14 protein-coding genes are annotated in these 16,981 nt (G+C 53.3%); 4 read left to right on the forward strand and 10 right to left on the reverse strand.

Annotated features, from left to right (window positions below; translation table 11 throughout):
• Window positions 1-26: 26 nt before the first annotated feature.
• Together QW520_00385 and QW520_00390 are read left to right on the forward strand one after the other, a co-directional pair.
• Window positions 27-1,070 carry a hypothetical protein gene (locus QW520_00385; protein ID MEM0448269.1) on the forward strand — a complete coding sequence of 348 codons (1,044 nt, stop codon included), beginning with the start codon at window positions 27-29 and terminating at the stop codon, window positions 1,068-1,070.
• Between the two features lie 125 nt (window positions 1,071-1,195).
• Entirely contained in the window at window positions 1,196-2,302 is a 1,107-nt protein-coding gene (locus QW520_00390; protein ID MEM0448270.1) for a TIGR00303 family protein, read from the forward strand.
• A 618-nt stretch (window positions 2,303-2,920) separates the two neighbouring features.
• Here QW520_00390 and QW520_00395 read toward each other — a convergent pair.
• The 9 genes from QW520_00395 to QW520_00435 all read right to left on the reverse strand — a co-directional run bounded on the left by QW520_00395 (window position 2,921) and on the right by QW520_00435 (window position 14,231).
• On the reverse strand, window positions 2,921-3,544 hold the full coding sequence (locus QW520_00395; GenBank protein ID MEM0448271.1) for an NTP transferase domain-containing protein: 624 nt from the start codon (window positions 3,542-3,544) through the stop codon (window positions 2,921-2,923).
• Window positions 3,520-4,359 (reverse strand): adenosylcobinamide-GDP ribazoletransferase, encoded by an 840-nt coding sequence (gene cobS / locus QW520_00400; GenBank protein ID MEM0448272.1) that lies wholly within the window; start codon window positions 4,357-4,359, stop codon window positions 3,520-3,522. Before cobS ends, QW520_00395 begins: the two co-directional genes overlap by 25 nt.
• Window positions 4,329-5,474 carry a bifunctional adenosylcobinamide hydrolase/alpha-ribazole phosphatase CbiS gene (gene cbiS / locus QW520_00405; GenBank protein MEM0448273.1) on the reverse strand — a complete coding sequence of 382 codons (1,146 nt, stop codon included), beginning with the start codon at window positions 5,472-5,474 and terminating at the stop codon, window positions 4,329-4,331. The genes cobS and cbiS overlap by 31 nt, the downstream gene beginning before the upstream one ends.
• Entirely contained in the window at window positions 5,465-6,442 is a 978-nt protein-coding gene (locus QW520_00410; protein ID MEM0448274.1) for a cobalamin biosynthesis protein, read from the reverse strand. The genes cbiS and QW520_00410 overlap by 10 nt, the downstream gene beginning before the upstream one ends.
• A gap of 19 nt (window positions 6,443-6,461) precedes the next feature.
• Complete coding sequence (locus QW520_00415; GenBank protein MEM0448275.1) at window positions 6,462-7,577, reverse strand: histidinol-phosphate transaminase; 1,116 nt, start codon at window positions 7,575-7,577, stop codon at window positions 6,462-6,464.
• The gene (locus QW520_00420) at window positions 7,559-8,374 is read right to left on the reverse strand and encodes an ABC transporter ATP-binding protein (protein ID MEM0448276.1); all 816 of its coding nucleotides are present in this window, start codon (window positions 8,372-8,374) and stop codon (window positions 7,559-7,561) included. Before QW520_00420 ends, QW520_00415 begins: the two co-directional genes overlap by 19 nt.
• Window positions 8,364-9,416 (reverse strand): iron ABC transporter permease, encoded by a 1,053-nt coding sequence (locus QW520_00425; protein ID MEM0448277.1) that lies wholly within the window; start codon window positions 9,414-9,416, stop codon window positions 8,364-8,366. Before QW520_00425 ends, QW520_00420 begins: the two co-directional genes overlap by 11 nt.
• A 9-nt stretch (window positions 9,417-9,425) precedes the next feature.
• A complete protein-coding gene (locus QW520_00430; protein ID MEM0448278.1) occupies window positions 9,426-10,508 on the reverse strand; it encodes an ABC transporter substrate-binding protein in 1,083 nt (360 codons plus the stop codon).
• A gap of 183 nt (window positions 10,509-10,691) precedes the next feature.
• A complete protein-coding gene (locus tag QW520_00435) occupies window positions 10,692-14,231 on the reverse strand; it encodes a fibronectin type III domain-containing protein (GenBank protein MEM0448279.1) in 3,540 nt (1,179 codons plus the stop codon).
• 277 nt (window positions 14,232-14,508) lie between these two features.
• On the opposite strand from QW520_00435, the gene dcd reads away from it, so the two are divergent.
• Window positions 14,509-15,000, forward strand: coding sequence for a dCTP deaminase (gene dcd, locus QW520_00440; GenBank protein MEM0448280.1), 492 nt, complete (start codon window positions 14,509-14,511; stop codon window positions 14,998-15,000).
• On the opposite strand, the gene QW520_00445 is transcribed toward dcd, so the two are convergent.
• Complete coding sequence (locus QW520_00445) at window positions 14,977-15,996, reverse strand: class I SAM-dependent methyltransferase family protein (GenBank protein MEM0448281.1); 1,020 nt, start codon at window positions 15,994-15,996, stop codon at window positions 14,977-14,979. The two genes, dcd and QW520_00445, sit on opposite strands and share 24 nt — an antisense overlap.
• Before the next feature lie 9 nt (window positions 15,997-16,005).
• Between QW520_00445 and dph5 the strand changes: the two genes are divergently transcribed.
• Complete coding sequence (gene dph5 / locus QW520_00450; GenBank protein MEM0448282.1) at window positions 16,006-16,800, forward strand: diphthine synthase; 795 nt, start codon at window positions 16,006-16,008, stop codon at window positions 16,798-16,800.
• The last annotated feature ends 181 nt before the right edge of the window (window positions 16,801-16,981 follow it).

Below are 16,981 nucleotides of genomic sequence, written 5' to 3' on the forward strand. Positions count from 1 at the left end.
TCCATGGAACGGGACGTGCTTTCCAAATGAGTACTTTGATCATCCTCCTCGATGGAGCCGCCGACGAGCGCATACCTGACCTAGGGCATCAGACGCCGCTGCAGGCATTGGACAAGAAGTTCATGGATTCCTTGGCCAGCCATGGAGAGTTGGGTTGCACCGAGGCGCGCGCCTATACTCACCTTTTCATGCTGGAGTTCGTCTCCGGTCGCCAGATGGAAGTGCCAAGAGGCGTGATCGAGGCATTGGGATACGGGATGAAGCTGAAGGAAGGAGAGGTGGCCTATCGCCTAAGCCCAGCGAGGCTAAATGGTAGAAGGGTCGAATGGGTCTACGGCCTTTCCTGCGAGCAAGATACCAAGCTGCGCTTGGCCGCGAAGCGCCATATGGCAGCGATTGAGCACCTGAACCCTAGGATCAATTTCTATTGTCCAGGCAAGGGCATCCTGACTGTTCGCTCCGATCACGTGGAGGATTTTCCCTTCCCTCCAGAGGATGTGGACCTTGAAAGAGCTGATTTCGGCGAGCTTGATCCTTTCATAAGGGGCATGGTATCGGCCAATGGTGGGATGGTGGTGATGCCTTGGGGAGGGGGAAGAATCAGTTCGGAGATAAATAGGAAACCACATCCATGCGCCAAAGACATTACCTTCTTCTCGAAAAGCCCCTCCGTTAATGGAGTTGCTGCACTCTTTGATCTCGGTACTAACGAGGTGAGTAATTACAAAGAAGGGTTCAAATTAGCCCTGTCTCAGCTCAAATGCAATGATGTGTTCCTTCACATCGAGGAAATAGATGACATCTCGCACCAAAAGGACGCCATGGAGAAGATGCTTATCCTGGAGGATGTGGATGTGCTTCTTCGTGAATCTGCTAAAAAGCTTAGTGCTCATGAGGTCGCGCTCATCGTTGATCATGGCACCTCCTCACTTACTGGTCAGCATCTGGTCATGAGGGTGCCTTTCGCCAAAGGGAGCGCGAGCCTTTCGAAATGTTCCCGCAAGTTCGCGGAGAATGAGGAGAGATTCATCGCCTTATCTCAGCTTCTTCCCCACCTATTGGAAGATTAGCGGCAATATAAGTATCAATGATTCCTATCATGCCAAATCTTCTTAGCCAGATGGCCCTTCGCTTGCGCAAAGGTTGAATATGAGGTATAGCATAGTTGGATGTATAATCCAATTGAGGCGAGCGGATGAGTTTCGACATTCCTGAAGATATTATCCTGGTACATGAGAAAGCCAAGGGCAAGGAGTTTATAGAGAAGATTTGGGGCAAGAAGGCCACATTTCTCTGCGCCATAGGCAACACTGAAACGGGCAAGATCCCTGGCATCTCTGCCGCTGGAGCTAATCCAGCCATTACCGATTACACTCCTGCGGCGGATGTCGAGCTGCTCTACTTCGGTTGGTGCAAATGCATCAACGGCGTGCCCGTGACTCCTAATGGCATTCCCACCCCCGGCCTCATAACCGTCTCCGCCACCAAGCTTGGCTCAATGCCCATCTTCGCCGTTGTGGGAGGGGCTAATATCCTCCCCAACGCACCCTATTTCTCATTGGATGGGAAGGCCGGCAAGGATATACGTACTGGGAAAGCCGTGGAAGACCCCTTTAAGGTATACGAGCGCGCAGTGGTGATAGGGGAACAGTTGGCCTCCATCTCCTCCTATCTGGTGGTAGGGGAGTCCATAGCGGGAGGCACCACCACGGCCCTGGGAGTCCTTACAGCTCTAGGATATGACGCCGATGGGAAGGTCTCATCCACGCTCCCTGAGAACCCGCATGAGCTGAAGATTCGAGTGGTGAGAGAGGGCATCGCTAACTCAAGGAAGAGCAGGGAGGAGCTTAGGAAGGACCCCATGACAGCCATCGCCGCAGTGGGAGACCCCATGATGCCAGCCGCGGCGGGGGTAATCGCCGGCGCGGCCAAGAAGGTGCCAGTGCTTTTGGCTGGAGGCACGCAGATGGCTGCGGTCCTGGCCATTGTCAAGGGAATGGAGCCCAAAAGCATGAGGAGTCTGGCCATTGGGACCACTCGGTGGATATGCGAGGACAAGAATTCCTCGATAGTCGACCTGGTCAAGCAGATTGGTGAGGTCCCGGTGATCGCTGCCAATCTGGACTTCTCGAATTCTAGGTTCGAGGGTCTTAGGATATACGAGACAGGTCTGGTGAAGGAGGGCGTAGGAGCAGGGGGCTCGACCATCGCTGCTATGGCAAGTACGAAAGGGGCTGTAGACGCCAAGACCATGCTGACCGATATCGATGCTACCTATGAACGGTTGATGATCAGGAAGTAACCGTGGTTCCGAGTCCAACCGCAAAGCATTCCGTCTGGTTGCGTTTACTTCTTGACCTCGAACATGAGGGGGAAAAGTCGCCGAAATCTCCTTGGAGTGTGATGGTAGAGTGCAATCGAGGGGGGAATGCGAAGAAATATTGATCATTGTGCTTTGCTGGTGATCGAGAATATCAACAACTCACTCATAGGTCTAAAGAATAAGGGCTGATGGTGCTTTCTCCCTCCTGCTCATTCAATGTGCTTGAGTTCTTCACATCGATCATGAATCACGATCTTGAATTTTAGTGCTAGGGGTATGTTTTCTCTGGTCACTTTTACGATATCGGCCATTCGAGAACTTTTGTCTTTAGGCAAGTGCCTGGAAGAGGATTTGATAGATTGTTAGAGATGAGCTAAGAACAAGTATTATTCATCGAACCTAAAGCACTTTTTTTGTTTTACTACGCAAAGGAGCAACCTGCAAAGTTATGTTCTTCATCCACCCCTGCTTCCTGACCTGAATGACATGATTCGGGAACGTCGGATCTGATTTATAGTGGGAAAATGGACTAACATTCGACGCGCATGTGTTGAACAACGCCTTGGCAAAGGCGGAGAATTGCAAAGGGTTCTATTCTTAGCGACAGACCAACACTCTCTCGGCCTGATGCAGTTGCTCCACAGTGTTCACGTTTATAGCGAAGTCCACCAGCTCCGTCACCATATAAGCCTCGTCCAGGTATTCACCGCGTAACATCAGATCGCGATCCACGATGCTTATGCCGCAGGGAACGGCTCTCTCATTATTCATGTTCATGACCACCGTAGGCTCCGCTCCTTGATTCAGTTCGCGAAAGAGGCTCTCCGGGACCCCGACCACTATGGAGGACTTCTTAGAGCGATAGAAGGCCGTGACCACTTTGTCTATGGAGCTAGAGCGCAGCAAGGGCATATCTGCCGGTACTACCAACACATAAGGTGTGGAGAGTAGGTACATGGCGTAGCGCAGGTCCTCCACATATCCCGCTCCAGGGGTGCGCACGAAGCGATACCCCTGCCGCTGCACATGCTCCTCGGTCATGGGAGTACTGGAACTGACCGAGACCACTACCTCCGATACCTCCTTGGAGCCCTTTAGTGCCTCCAACACATAATCGATCATCGGCCTGCCCATTATCTGTATCAAAGGCTTCTCCTGCCGCAACTCCGCAATCCTTGTCCCCTTTCCACCAGCAGTCACCACTGCACTAACTCGAAGCATCGCAACACCACTAACAAGATTATCAGGATGACCGGGCGGGCAATCTCGTTGGTCGCACCCAACACATCCCCATTCACCATAGCGAAATTGCGCATGGCTACCTTCGCCATAATCAAACCAGACATCAGACTGGCCAGAACCATGGAAAAGATGATGACCAGCATTTGGAAGGGGCACTCGCAACCCCAGAGGGGCGATATTGATACAGCCAGAGGAAGGATTATGATCAGGGAGAGGATGGTGGACAAGAGTGGCGCCCAGCCCTTGGTATTCCTCACGAAAAGCCCTCCTAGACCCTCTACAGGCCGTCCGCTGGCAGCGCAGGCCACGACGGCGTTCTTGCACAGCACCTCAGTTACGAATGGGGCCAAGAACCAAAGCGCCTTGTCCTCTTCGCCTACCGCTGCCAATGATGCCACAGCTAACAGCTCGAAGAACAGCACATAGGCAATACCGCCTGCTCCCGAACGCGAATCCTTCATGACCGCCACCTTCTTCTCCCTTCCTCCTCCTGCCAGCAGCCCGTCTCCTAAGTCGCTCAAGCCATCTATGTGCAGGAAGCGGTTGAGAGCATGGACGAGAAGCAAGGTCAGCACAGCAGCCATTAGTCCACTGAGGAAGTGGTTGCTCAGTAGGAAAAGGCCACCGGCCACCAGACCGAAGAAGGCGCCGATGATGGGTATCAAATAAAAGTGACGGGAGAGAGCCTCTATCTCCTTTGTGCCACAATGGGCTGGAAGAATGGTGAATAGGGAGAATTGGGCTTTGATTATTCCCCTCAGACCTATCTTCCCGCCCCCAGTAGATCGGTGTATATCTTAGACATGGTGCCCCCGATGAGCGCGGCTACTATATCATCCAAAAAAGGCCCTAATTTCTTTAGCACGCCAGGCTTTTTCTTGTCATAACGGGTGTACTCGAAGAGAGCTCGCGTCCCTGCTATATACTCAGAGAGAGCGATCCCCAGCATTTCGTCAGCCACCAGATGGACGGGGTCCTTGTGGAACTCGCCCTTCATCAGGCCATGTATGTTATCGCGATTCCCTTCCTCCTCCAACAGCACCGCGGCCTGCACCATGCAATTCACGTTCACATCGTTCCTGAGCATCTCAATATGCTCAATGAATCTCCTGCGTATCTCCCCCACATCCCATTCTGGGTTGGGGCAATACAGCTCCTGAGCCGTGCTCCACAGCTCTTCCATGCCTACACCTTTCCTCTCCAGCATGGATAGCAGGTCGAACGGGGGATTGGCCTCGAACCATTTTCCAATAGATCGGGCTGTAGCTTGCCTCACCGCACGAGCTATGGCTATACCCACATCCGTGGCGGTGCCAGCGTACTTGGTGCCTTTGCCATGGGGGGCGCATATGGCCACCGCATCGCTGGTCGTTCCTGTTCCCCTTATGCCCCGATCGAACATGGCCGCGCTCTTGGCCTCCGTGGCCGTGATTATGGCATTGGCGAAGCCAGCGGCTTCCAGGGGAACATCGACCACCACCACCGTGTTGATAGTGCCAGGTTTTGTCAGTTTTCTTATGATAGACTCAGGCAGCAGCTCACCCGCCATCACCGCGTTAACCACACCAGCAGTCACCACCGCCACAGCCTTCACCCCATGATACTCTACCTCCGCCTTAGTCAAGGCCCTGTGTATCCAGGCGGCGGTCATGAACCCTACGGTATGCTCCTCTAGACCAAGAAGTTCCAATTTCTCGGCCATGTCCGCTTCGGGGTCGTGGTGGTCATAACCTTCCTCCACTTGCATCATAAGTATGGTATCCGTCTCCGCGAAACCACCGTTGCGCATGGTGGAAGCCAATACTTTCATTTTTCCAGGCAAGCGAATGATGGCAAAATGATTTTTCCCTAACGTCCTGAGCTCCACCTTGACCCCTAAATCGCTCATCTTCTCATCACCTACAGCCACTGCATGAGCAGGTCCTCTAATAAAATCTGGACATTGATGCCTATGATGAGGAACAAAGGAAGAGCGAAGAGCACGAAGAAGAGGAGGGAGGAGCCCTTCATCAGCAGCACCGCATCCTCTATGCTTCGAGGGCTAGGAAGGGAACCATCCCCGAAGGTATAGTAGCCGATCTTTTCCAATCTCACTCCCAGCCCACCAGCGAAAGCGGCCATGGGCCAGCCCTTGTTTGGCGAGGAGGTTTTTGAATGATCCCGCTTAGCAACCCTTAGAGCCTCCCTCCAATCTCGGCCCATGGCCGCCAGACCCAGCAGGATGAAGGGTATCGATAACCTAGCGGCAACGAAGTTAAGGAGGTCATCCAACTTAGCCGAGAACCATCCCACTTCCTTGTGCCTGGGGCTTAGATACCCTACCATGGCATCGAGGGTGTTAGAGACGCGGTAGAGCACCACACCGGGTATGCCTGCCATTCCCAGGAAAAGAAGGGGCGAGAATACAGAGTCCACCGCATTCTCCGCCACGGTCTCCAAAGCGCAGGAAGCCAAGTGTCCCTCGTCTAACTTAGAGGTGTCGCGTGAGACCACCATCTGAACTTTGCTGCGCGCGGTCTCCATGTCACCTGATTCAAGCGACTGGATGACCGGTCTCACATGCTCCTCCAGGGTGCGTATGGCGAAGAGGGATTTCAGGGCCACCGCGCCAACCAGGGCCCAAATCAATAAGCCGAAGAGAATTCGCACCAAACCCAAGAATAAAGTATACAGCAAGAAGAATGGCATGAGGGCCGCTAGCGCCATTGCCGCACCCAGGCTGCGGTCCCGCACAACTCGGCCTGTCCTTCTGATCCTGTTATCCAGAAATCCTATCAACCGCCCCATCCAAGCCACAGGATGAACCTTATTAGGAGGATCCCCCAGAGACAAGTCCAATACAATTGCGCCTAAGGCGATGATTAAGCCATAAATTATTAGCGTGTCCTGCGTCGGCTCACCCCTTGGCCTTCAATGATAGATCGAGAGCGCGAATCAGCGCCTCATCCTTCTCAGGCGTTTTCACGCAGAACCGCACATAGCTCTCGAAGGGGGATCCGAAAGAGCGACAGTCTCTCACCAAAACGCCATGCCTCAGCATCTGCTTTCGGAAGGATGCTCCATCATACCCTGCTTGACCCACGTTGATAAAGAAGAAGAAGGCATCTGGACGGTGCAATTCCATACCAAGATTGTTTCTCAGGTGTGCATACACCTTCTCCTTTTCTGCTCTGAGTATTTCAGCCGCGCGACGCACATGGCCTTGACATTCTCGGACTAGCCAGGCGGATGCTTTCTGCTCGATGGTCCCTAAGTTCCAACTCTGTCGGCCTGTTTCTAGGCAGGATATCATTTCCTCATGAGCCACGGCATAGCCAGAGCGAAGACCTGGCACGGCGAAGGATTTGGTCAAGGAGCGTATGATGAGAAGATTGGGGTGGCTCCGGACCTCGCGGACACAGGTCAGGTCTGTTTCCTCAGGCATCAACTCCAACAAGGTCTCATCGAGGAAGAGGAGGACCCCCATCTCCTCCAACGCCCTCGATAACCTGAGGATATCCGCGCGGCGGGTAGCCACCCCCGTGGGGTTGTTAGGGGTGCATAGGTATACGGCTTTAACACCGGAACCTATTGTTGTGAGCAAAACATCAACATCAATATAAAATGAACCATTATTCAATACGAAAGGTACGATTTTGCCCCCCATCAGCTTGCAGGCGAAGGAATACTCCATGAACGTAGGGTGGGGGATGACTGCCGTATCCCCTTTCTCAATGAAAACCTCAGCAAAGAGCCTGATGATCTCGCTGGACCCCGCACCCGCTAGAAAATTCTCCGTGCCCAGAGAATAATGTGAGGCCAGGGCTTCCTTGAATTCAGCACAGGTATCGTCAGGATAATGATCTAGACTATCAGAGGCGGTCCTTACGACATCCTGTAAACCCTCTGGTGGCCCCAGGGGGTTCAGGTTAGCGGAGAAGTCCTCAACCTTGCCCCAGCGCCAGCCCTCACCTCCATGCGCTGGTCGATCGATAAGGCTCAATTCACTCCGCATCAGCTCCCGAGGGCGCATCCATCTCCTCCCTTCACCGGCCTTTTCGGGACAGCGTAGATTTCCCCATCGACGCGCATCACCGCTGCCTCCACCTCGTACACATCCCTGATGAGCTCTTCCGTCATCACCTCATGTGGATCGCCACAGGTGACGATGCTCCCCTTCTTCATTATAATCACCCTGTCGCAGTATTTTATCAACAGATTGATGTCGTGAGAAGCTACGATGACGGTGATTCCACGCCGGGACAGTTCATGCAATCGCTCCATGACCTCCAGCTTGAACTTGAGGTCCAGATGGGCCGAGGGCTCGTCCACCAGCATCACCCTGGGCTCTTGGACCACAGCCTTGGCCAAGAGCACGCGCTCTTTTTCCCCGCTACTGACCTCGAAAAGTTTACGCCGCCTCAGATGCTCCAGCTCAAAGCATTCGATGGCCTTCTCCACCTGCTCCTCGTCCCTTTTCTCCTCCCACCATATGTTCTTGATGTGAGGGTAGCGACCAAGGAAGACATATTCTTCCACTGAGATGTTGAAATCATCAGGGATGTCGGTAGGGACGCCAGCACATACCAAGGCTATCTCCTCTAGCCTCATCTTGCTGACCTGCCTACCATCCAAGAATATCACGCCTTTCTGAGGTTTAAGCAAGCCATTTATACAGCGCAGCAAGGTCGTCTTCCCTGACCCATTCGGGCCAATGAGGCCCAGGAATTCTCCCGGTCGCGCCTGAAAAGTCACCCCGTTCAAAGTGTTGGACGCATCGTATCTGAATTCGATGCCCTCGATCCTTATGATGAGGCCTTCATCCGGCATACTCTCGCCCCCTTCTCACTAAAAGATACCCGAAGAACGGGGCACCTATGAGTGAGATTATCGCGCCCACGGGCAATTCCGCTGCCATTACCGTGCGAGAAACTATATCTGCCAGCAGGAGAACGTTCGCGCCGATGATGATGGAAGCAGGTAGAAGGAGGCGATGATCCCCCCCTACAATTATGCGAGATATGTGAGGCACTATCAGTCCCAAGAAGCCAATGATGCCCACGAAGGCCACTGCTACCGCCGTGAGCATGCAGGAGATCACCATCATCCAGCGCCGAAAGCGCTGCGAATCGATGCCTAGTTGATAGGCCTGCTCATGCCCTAACAGCACCACATTCAGTTCCCTTGCGTAAAGTAGAGCGATGGCCGTCATGACCATGGTGGGTATTATGATCAAAATGGATTGAGTCCAATCGACTCCGTTGAACGACCCCCACATCCAGAATATCGGACCATGAAGCCTATCTGGGGACATGGAGAGGATGAGCGTGACCAAGGAAGCCAGGGCCGTGCCGGTGACCACACCTGCCAGAACATAATTGAGGGCCCTTCCGCCCGAAGCTTCGGCCAAAGTCATGGTGAAGGCGAAGGCCATCAGGGCACCGAGGAAGGCGGCGACGGGAATGGCGAAGGCGAGCAATCCCACGGCCGTGATGCCGAATAGCATGGCCAAGGTGGCTCCCACCGCCGCACCGGAGGATACGCCAGTTATATAAGGATCCACCAGAGGGTTGCGGATCATGGCCTGCATGATGGCTCCAGCAATGGCCAAACCGATTCCCACGCCTATCACTGCGATAGACCTAGGCAGGCGGATATGGCCCACTATCATCTCCGCCTTGGTCAGGCTGGAGGTGGGCTGTCCGAATTTGGAGATGTAGCCGATCAGAGCACTCATGGACTCCAGGAAGTTTAATTTGACCTGCCCCAGCGAGACGTAGACTATCACAAGAGCGAAGAGTGAGACTGAGCCTGCGATCAATATCAGACCCAGTCTCCTTCTCGCCCTTTGTGTGGCGGAACCCTCCATCATCACTCGCCTTCAGGCGCCTCCTGATGAGATGACGTGTCTTAATACCAGCGCCTTCCCCAGACCCGTCATGTCCTTCAGATATTCATGATACTCGTTCCCAATAACGTTCGGGACTTGAACGTCGAATTCGTCAGGGTAGAGAATCTCTGCAAGCAGCTGGGTGGCCTCTACCATCCTTACTCCCTGGCGCAGGAAGGTGTTCTCCGCTTGATTGACCACCACATAGACTCGATGATTCTGTACCGCCGGTATCGTGCTCCAGAAGCTGTCGTTCTCCAGCCCTTCGATTATCTGTTGCGGGGTCTGCATCATCATGGTGCCAGAGACTATTATCACATCAGGCGAGGCTTCGATTATCTGCTCCATGGAGGGCTGTGGCCATCCATTCAAATCACCAAATACGTTCCTTCCGCCGGCCATGGATATGATTTCGTCCACGTAGGTGGATCCACCAGTGGTATACACAGGATCCAGCCAGAGAGCGAACAGGACCTTAGGCTTCACCGGCTGCACGGTGGTTATTGCCCTGATGTTGGCCAAAATCTCTTCCATCTCGCTCAAAATCTCCTCGGCCTTCTGTTCATCCCTGAACATGATTCCCATCAACCTGATGTTCTGTGCCACTTCGGTCATGTTCTTGCCAGGGTACAATGCCACCACCGTGAGGTTGAGACTCTCCATCTGAGGCAAGAGATCTGTATGAGCTTGTACACCTGAGCTTATCAGAATAAGAGTGGGCTCAGCTTCTACGATGCTCTCTAGCGAAGGCGTCCAATAGCCTCCGATCTCAACTAGGGTGCCAGCACTCTTGCGATCCACCACTTCCTGGGGATAATCGCAATAGGTAGTCACCCCTACCAGATTGGCCCCTTTGCCCATGGCACATACCAGTTCGGTTATGTCAGGTGCGCAGGAAACTATCCTAGAATACGAGTCCACAGTTACTGTCCGCCCCAAAGCGTCCGCTGATATCAGGCCTTCTGGGCCTTCGTTTTTAAGCTGGTTGAGTGCCAAGAAGGCGATCAGAGGAATTGATACTAAGATCACCACTATCAAGGCCACCACAATCTTCTTACGCTTATCGAGTTTCATTTCTCCTCCTCCCGTTAGAGAACCTCAATCAGGAAATAAGTTGGATATATCATCCAACTTACTAACCCATGCCACTCAGAATATATATTGTTTTTGAAGGGCTGACCTTGAAGAAAGTCTCATGTGGAGCATAAAGCATAATTCATGTGTTTGCAAAAAATGAAAAGAGGTTTGGGGCGCGGCTCACTTTCTCTTCCGCATCAGGAGCGTTAGGGCGGCCAGCACAACCACTATCACTACCACCCCTATCACTAGCAACATTGTCATGTCCATGCCCCCTCCCGTGGTCCCACCTGGCTCTTGCGGAAAGGCATTGACCTCTGCTGACAACTCTCCCGCGCCGTTGGCATTAGTCGCTACCACCCAATATGTATAGGTTATGCCAGCCGTGGCTGTGGTGTCCTCATAGGTGAGGACATCAGGACCCAGAGTGGCTAAGAGCGTGGGCGTCCCTGAGCCCTGTCTGCGATAGACCTGATACCCCGTTATTGGAGAGCCTCCATCATAGGAGGGGGGTTGCCATGCCAAAGTGACCTTCCCTTCCCCAGATGTGGCCGTAAGATTTTGTGGGAAGGAAGGGGTGACTGAAGGTGGAGGGGATGCAATCGCAAATACCTCGTTAGAGAAGGGGCCGAGGCCAAATGGATTGAACGCCCTAACCTTATAATAGTACGTCACGCCCGGAGTCACCGTATAGTCAGTGTATGTTAATGTCCCCATAGGGATCGAAGCAAACGGTAACGTTTCATATACGCCAGGAGTGATGGACCTGAATATCTGATACACCGTAACTCCAGAACCTGCATCAGAAGGTGGATTCCAAGTAAGTACTATCATTCCCACTTGCCCCATGGCCACCAGTCCAGTCGGAGCCCCTGGCGCTGTACCAGTTTCAGACGGAGTGGCTGAGGCCTGCTCTGATTCTGGACTGGCGCCCACTTCATTCACCGCCTTCACGGCGTAATAGTAGGTGACCCCATTGGTCACTGCATCGTCATTCCAGCTGAACGTGCTGGCGTTTACACTCATTATATTATCTCCGATAATGCCGAAGACGGTGCTCCTGAATATGCGATATTCTACGATGGGAGAGCTTCCTTGGTTGGCGGGTGGTTCCCATGTCACTGTGACGTATCCGTCATGGCCTACCGCTACCACGTTTCTGGGAGCGGATGGCACAGCGGGTCCTGTCGGAGTGGCGCTAGCCACATTCGATGCTGGGCTTGAACCCTCGCTATTCACCGCCTTGACCTGATAATAATAGGTTATGCCATTGCTGACCATGGTATCGTTATAGGTAAGGCTGTTGGCTGGTGTGTTACCGATTGGGATAATGCCGATCCGATCGGCGCTCAGACCACGGAACACATCATACCGCAAGATGCTTGAGGAGCCGTTGCTGGAAGGGGCGTTCCACGTCAATACCACATATCTATTGTACCCGGTGGCAGTGAGATTCGTAGGTGCTGAGGGTGGCTGTGCAGCGAGCGAGGAGCCCGAGGCCTCATTCGAAGCTGGGCTATCCCCCACGGCATTCGTTGCCTTGACCACATAATAATAAGTACCAGGTGCCACCACGTCAGTATAGGTCAGAGTGGATGCGCTGACGGTGGCAATGGGGGTCGCACCTTGTCCTCCAGGAGTGGTGCCGCGGAATATCTTGTATCCTGTTATCGGTGAGCTGCCTTGGCTCGCAGGGGCGTTCCACGTAAGTATTACTTGTCCGAGAGAGCTTTGCGCGCTCAGCCCTAGAGGAGCGCTAGGTGGCGAGGAAGGCGTGGCAGCGGATGCCGATGCCTCGTTTGAGTAGTCATCAGCATCCCCATAGTTGTTCATGGCTAGCACGCGGTAGCGGTACGTGACTCCAGGAATCGCGCTATCATCCTCGTAGACCAGATTCAAAGCAGTCTCGTCCAGATATCCCAGGACATTCCACGAACCTCCCGTGTCATTCCTCTCAATCCTGTAGTAAAGGAGCCTAGCTGTCCCAGAATAGGGTGCGGGCCACTGCAGAGTGATTTTTCCCGGCCCTCCCGTAGCAGTAAGTCCAGACACGCTATCAGGACGTTCACCCGTGGGACTGCCGAAGGATGTTACTACATCCGAGAAAGGCCCTACCCCATACAGATTCTTTAACCTGACTTTGTATTGGTAGTTCATGCTGTCGATTCTACCTGAATCCCACCATGAGAATCCATACTCAGCGAAAAGATCCACCACCGCCTCTGCCAAATCCCATGTGCCTGGAGCAGTTCCATTTCGGTAGACCTCATATCCTATGAGAATGGAGGTGACGGTCTGCGACGGCAAATAAAGCATTGCACCTTCGACATCGGGTGTGGCCACGAGGCCTACTGGTGGACCAGGAACCTCTCCCACTGAGGGTGTGACCGAAACCTCGTTGGAAGCGTTGCCAACGAAGCTCCCTCTCTTCGGTTTGACATAATAATAATAGGTGTGGCCATTCAAAGCTGAGGTGTCAAAGTAGTAATTAGTGCCCGCGATCTGGTCTATCTTAACTTCTCCTCCCGACGATTCGCCTCGGTAAATGTCATAACCCGTGGCGTTCCAAGCAGAACCCCAGATCAAGAGGACTTGATTGTTCCCGGGATAGGCCATCAAATGAGAAACTTCGAAGGGTAAGCTGAATTCCGTAGGCGTAGCTTCTATTACGTTGGAGAACTCGCTCACCCCATTGGTGTTCTTCGCTCTCACCTTGTACCAATAGGTGACCCCGTTCGTGAGCCCCGCATCAAAGAAGAAGCCATCGTATCCCCACAACGTCAGCTGCTCCGTAATCTTGGTGAAGGGCCCATTAGAGGCCGTCGCTCTCCAGACCTCATAGCTTTCGAATCCTATGGCCGAAGGGTTGGAAGGCCGGCTCCAGGTCAACATCACGGATTTGTTGAAGCCGTAGCCATTGAGATTCAAAGGTGCGGAGGGAAGATTTCCTGTGCCCTGGATCAGGACCGTGACTGTGCCTTCATCCCCTTGACCATAGGTGTTCACTGCTCTGACGCTGTAAGTATAGGATGAGCCCACCCTTGTGTCAAAACCGGCCTCATCCGATGCGGAGGTGTCACGCAGCCACTCATCCCAGGTATCGGAGAAAAAGATAGGCGGGTCGCGGTAGGTGAAGAAGAATCTGGCTGGTGGACTGCCAGCCGGCACTGAAGGCCAGTCCCAACTGACGTCTGCCGAGTAAATGCCATTCTGCCCTGTCACTGAAGGAGCCAATGGCACATCCCCAATATAGCTGGGGGTGGCGGAGACCTCGCTCGAGAAGGGACCGCTGCCAGCATCGCTGACGGCTCTTATCTTGTAATAATACGTAGTCCCCACATTCACATCGGTGCTATCATTGTAGAACTCCCATCCTCCCAGATACGTGCCTTCATAATATGTAGAGCCAACATAGACCCAATCATGCAGCGTCTCTCCACCAGGGGTTTCGCCGCGCCAAATCTCATATCGCTTAATGAGCTCCGAACCTTGGCTTACAGGATGTCTCCACCACAACCAGTTGAATCCGGGACCGTGATCGACCGTCAAATCCCTAGGCGCTGATGGCGCGGTGCCCACACCCAAGCCAGAATCACCTAGATTAGTCGACGCCTGGGCTTGGGACGGTATTCCGATGATTGCCAGCGCCCCCGTGATCATCAGCATTATGAAAACCAGCAGGCTGAAACCTTGCTTTAGCTTTTCAGCATCAATTATCATACCTTACTGTCCTCCCTCCAAAACAGGATAAGAAGACCGGCAGCGCCGAATTTTATCGGCCCTCCCCCCCCCCCCCACCTTGTTTCGGATGAAATAATTAGCCATCGACTGGAATATAACTCTTGTCATCGCCGCAGACCGCCGTGACGATATTAAAATGGATGGCAATTTTATCAGCGGTTCGCCTCGCCCTATTTCTTAGAGATAAGCCTTGTTTCCGAATCAAGTCCAGAAGAGCTTCACAATCTTTCTTTATGTTTATGACGATTCCAATTACATGTGCCTATTGCCAGACCATGAGATCGAGCGCCGGCTGAAGGATGGAACGCTAACCATACGCGACTACTCCCCTGAGTCTCTCACCCCCAATGGTTATGACCTGCGCGTGGCAGAGCTCTCATTGCCATCAGAAGGAAAGGTGTTCAAGGATGGAATAGCTAAGATACCTCCTAGGAGCATGTTCTATGTCTCAACTGTAGAATTCGTGGAGATGCCAGATAACATCGCCGCTCAACTATGGACGAGGACTTCGTGGATAAGGAAAGGCTTGCTTGTAGGCTTGGGCAAGATCGATGCTGGCTTTCACGGAACTCTAACCTTCGCAGGATTCAACGCTTCCGACAAAGAGGTCGAAGTCCCTATCGGGGCTCGCTTCGTGCAAATGTGCTTCGAGACCATGAGCTCGAAGGTGGAACGGACCTATGAGAAACGCTCGGGCAATTATCAAGGACAGAGGGGGATAACTCTAGACCCTCTCCGCAAGGCGTAAGTCGATAGCATAGACGCTCATGCTAGGAGAATACGTCTTGAGCTCCTCCGCCCTGAGAACTTCCACCCTATGCCCCATGCCTAAAGCGCTCTGGAGTAGTTTCTTAACCGCTTCCTCCACCTCGGAGCGAGAACAAATATGATACAAGTGAATCATGCCACCTAGCTTGAGGCGCATCAGCGCAGCCGGCAAGAACTCCAATGCCGAATGGGGGAGATTCATGATGATGCGGTCCGCCAAAGGCAGCTGCTTGATGATCTCACGCGCATCCCCCTCTTTAGCTTCGACATTTCGCACTTTATTGAGCTCGATATTTTTCTTAAGGTAGGAAACAGCTGCGGGATTCAGGTCGATGGCATATACCTTCTCCGGCTTGGCGTGTTTGGCTATCATCACTGCGAAAGGGCCAACGCCAGCGAACATGTCCACTACTATCTCCCCTTCTCTGACCATGGAGGCCACTCTTTTACGCTCATTGGACAGGCGGGGATTGAAGTATGCTTTAGCGGGGTCGATGAGGAGCCTTATCCCATATTCAGTATGAGTCGTCTCAGTGCCTGGCCCCCCAGAGATTACATCCAACTGGCGCACCCTCATCTCTCCCTTCACGCCTTGGTCCACCGCTACCGTGCGAATGTGAGGCAGCGATTCGCGTAGAGCCTTTCCGATAGAAGGGGAGAAGGGGAGCAGCTCTTCAGGTAGTTTGATAATGGCTATATCACCGATAACATCGAAGGAGGTGGGGAGAAGAGGTCGCAATCCTTCTGGAACCTCCACCAATTCCTTATAGTCAGAATGGGCCATTCCAATATATTCGAATTCCTCCTCAATGACCTCATGGCCTAGCGTTCGTGCCTCATCGGAGATCACGGGCAGGAGAAGTGCTTCTCCCTCCCTCCTCACCCTAAGTGCTATATCCAGTAGGCCCTTCTCTAAAAGCTTTTTACGGATCTCTTCTCCTTTCCCCTTAGGCACCTTGAGACAGAGGGAGCGCACGGTGATGCCATGGGCGAATTGATATTTGTCGGTTTAGGGCTAGGAGGGGTGGAGGATATGAGCCTGAGGGCTTTGCGAGAGCTAAGATCCTGCGAGGAGGTCTTCGGCGAATTCTACACCTCAAGGCTCATCGACAGTGATGTTACTACATTGGAGGAGCTCATCGGTAGGCCCATCCGCCTCTTGGATAGAATAGACGTGGAGGAGGGGGAAGAGGTCCTCGAGGCCGCAAAGGAGAAGCGGGTGGCCTTCGTGACCGCCGGGGATACCATGGCTGCAACCACACATGTGGACCTACGGCTCAGAGCCATTGAATTAGGCATCGCGACCAGGCTGATCCATGGAATCTCTATATTCACTGCCTGCGCCTCCGCACTAGGGCTTCAACCCTACAAGTTCGGGCGGACGGTGACACTGCCCTTCCAGGAAAAGGGATTCATGCCCTCGAGCCCCTATGAGCACATCCTGGAGAATGCCAAGCGCGGGCTGCATTCCCTCATCCTCTTGGATATCAGGGAGAGCGAGGGCCGCTATATGAGCGCCATGGAGGGTGTGAGCTGGCTGATGGAAGCTGAAGAGAAGCTTAGGGGAGGACTCATAAAAGATACCACCTTGATCGTCGGCTGCGCCCGAGTGGGGTCGGCGACGGAGAAGCTTGTGGCCGGGTTCGCGCCGAGCATGAAAAGCATGGATCTAGGGCCGCCATTGCACACCCTCGTCCTACCTGGCAAGCTGCACTTCATGGAGGCGGAAGCCTTGGTAAGGCTTGCAGGCGCTCCTTCGGAGATAATTGATATACCTTAAGGACGGACCTTAAGGACGGCTCGGGCCGATTCCCAGCAATAGCACCACTTTCAATTTTTCTCCCAAAGTAGGATCAACACGAGCGGTGTAGCGAATGCGGGTGTTCGGAAGGCGCAGGGCCACGTCCCTAACCACCTTCTGCAGTTGCACTTCGTCCATGTCCCTGGCGCTGGCGATGACT

This window comes from Methanomassiliicoccales archaeon (assembly GCA_038740345.1).
Lineage (GTDB): Archaea > Thermoplasmatota > Thermoplasmata > Methanomassiliicoccales > UBA472 > JAJRAN01.